2 protein-coding genes are annotated in these 2,091 nt (G+C 70.1%); one reads left to right on the top strand and one right to left on the bottom strand.

What is annotated here, in order from left to right; all coding sequences use genetic code 11:
- Nucleotides 1-1,261 (bottom strand): sugar ABC transporter substrate-binding protein (locus ABD106_RS11410; protein ID WP_343920441.1); only part of this gene is annotated, 1,261 nt, incomplete at its 3' end.
- A 182-nt stretch (nt 1,262-1,443) separates the two neighbouring features.
- On the opposite strand from ABD106_RS11410, the gene ABD106_RS11405 reads away from it, so the two are divergent.
- The coding region (locus tag ABD106_RS11405; protein WP_343920439.1) for an alpha-amylase family glycosyl hydrolase at nt 1,444-2,091 on the top strand (648 nt) is incomplete at its 3' end.

Genomic DNA, 2,091 nt, shown 5'->3' with positions numbered 1-2,091 from the left:
AGCCGTCGAGGGTGCTCTGGATCTTGTCCGCCATCGCGGTCCACAGCGCGGCGGGGTCGCCACCCTGGCCGCCGATGATCTGGGCCTCCGTGGTGCCCCAGTCGGTCCACAGCGCGTCCATCTCGGGGATGTTCGGCATCGGGACGCCCTCAGCGCCGACCGCGCCGAACGCCGCGACGTCCTCGTTCGACTGCGCCGCGTCGAAGGCCGACGACAGCGCGGGCGCGCGCTGGCCGGTCTCGAAGATGGCGGTCTGCGCCTCTTCGCCCGCGATGTACTCGGTGAGGAACTGGTTCGCCACGATCGGGTTGTTCGCGTAGGCCGAGACCATGAAGCCCTGCACGCCGACGAACGGCGTGGCGGGCTGGTCGCCGGCCGAGGGGATCTCGGAGATGCCGTACTCGACGCCCGCCTCCTGGAAGAACTCGAGGTTCCACGGGCCGGTGATCGTGTACGGGCTCGCGCCGGAGGCGAACTGCTCCTTCGCGATGTCCTGCGAGATGTTCAGGTTGATGATGCCCTGCTGGCCCCACTCCGCGAGCGCGGAGGCGAACTGCACGTTGCCCTCGTTGCCGAGCTGCAGGTCGTCGGGGTTGTAGGAGCCGTCGTCGTTCATGCCGAAGACCGGGCCGCCGAAGGATGCCTGCAGCGGGTACAGGTGGTACGGGTCGGCGTTGTTCGGGTCGATCCCGACGAGCAGCGGGAACTCCGCGTCACCGGCCGACACGGCCGCCTCGCCGGTCGACACGAGGTCGTCCCACGTGGCGGGGGCCTCGGGGGCGAGCGCGGTGTTGCGGACGAGCGCGAGGTTCTCGATCGACACGGGGACGCCGTAGACGGAGCCCTCGTAGGTCATGGCCTCGATCGAGACCTCTTCGAAGTCGCCGGCGATGTCGCCGAGCTCCACCGGCGCGATGACGCCGTTGGTCACGAGCTTGCCGATCCAGTCGTGCGCGCCGACGATGACGTCGGGACCCTCGCCCGAGGACGCCTGCGTCGTGAGGTCGTCGTCGATGTTCGCGAAGTCCTTGATGACGATCTCGACCGTCGTGCCGGTCTCCGCCTCGAACGCCGCGATGACGTCGGTGAGCGCGTCGTTGCGGTTCTGGTCCATCCAGATGACGAGCTCGCCGCCGCCCTCGGGCGCCGCCGCCGTCTCGGTCGCGGACGGCGCGGGGGTGCCGCCGCCGCCCGAGCATGCCGCGAGCGTGAGCGCGAGCGCCCCGACCCCGGCGACCTTCATGAGGCTGCTGTGCTTCATGGTGCCTTCCTTCAGCTTGAGGGGCTCATCCGCCGACGGCCATCGTCGGCCGAGCCCGGCTCATCGTGACCGTCAGGCCCGTCGCGCCGCAAGTCGCGCGCGGCTCGGCGGAGCGATCGTTGGCAAGTCGTGACCTTGGCGACGCTTGCGAACGATCAGGCGCATCCGAATAGCCTGGATCCATGACCGACGCTTCGACGCAGTCCGCGCCCGACGCCACCCGCATCGCGGCAGCCGCCCCTGACGGCAGCACCGCCGGCCGCGAGTGGTGGCGCTCCGCCGTGATCTACCAGATCTACCCGCGCTCGTTCGCCGATGCATCCGGCGACGGCATCGGCGACCTCGCCGGCATCGCCTCGAAGCTGCCGACGATCGCCGAGCTCGGCGTGGACGCCATCTGGCTCAGCCCGTTCTACCGCTCCCCGCAGAAGGACGCGGGCTACGACGTCGCCGACTACATGGACGTCGATCCGCTCTTCGGCACCCTCGACGACTTCGACCGGATGCTCGCGGAGGCGCACGGCCTCGGCCTGCGGGTGATCGTCGACCTCGTGCCGAACCACTCCTCAGACCAGCACGAGTGGTTCCAGGAGGCGCTCGCCGCGGGCCCCGGCAGCGAGGCCCGCTCGCGGTACATCTTCCGCGACGGCAAGGGCGACGCCGGCGAGCTGCCGCCGAACAACTGGCAGAGCGTGTTCGGCGGTCCCGCCTGGACCCGCGTGCCCGACGGCCAGTGGTACCTGCACCTGTTCGACACGTCGCAGCCCGACTTCGACTGGAACCACCCGGCGGTCGGCGACATGTTCGTCGAGGTGCTCCGCTTCTGGCTC

Origin of the sequence: Agrococcus citreus, assembly GCF_039527715.1 — a bacterium.
Taxonomy (GTDB): Bacteria; Actinomycetota; Actinomycetes; order Actinomycetales; family Microbacteriaceae; genus Agrococcus; species Agrococcus citreus.
Note: the sequence above shows the minus strand (reverse complement) of the source record. Positions and strands in the feature narration are given on the sequence as shown.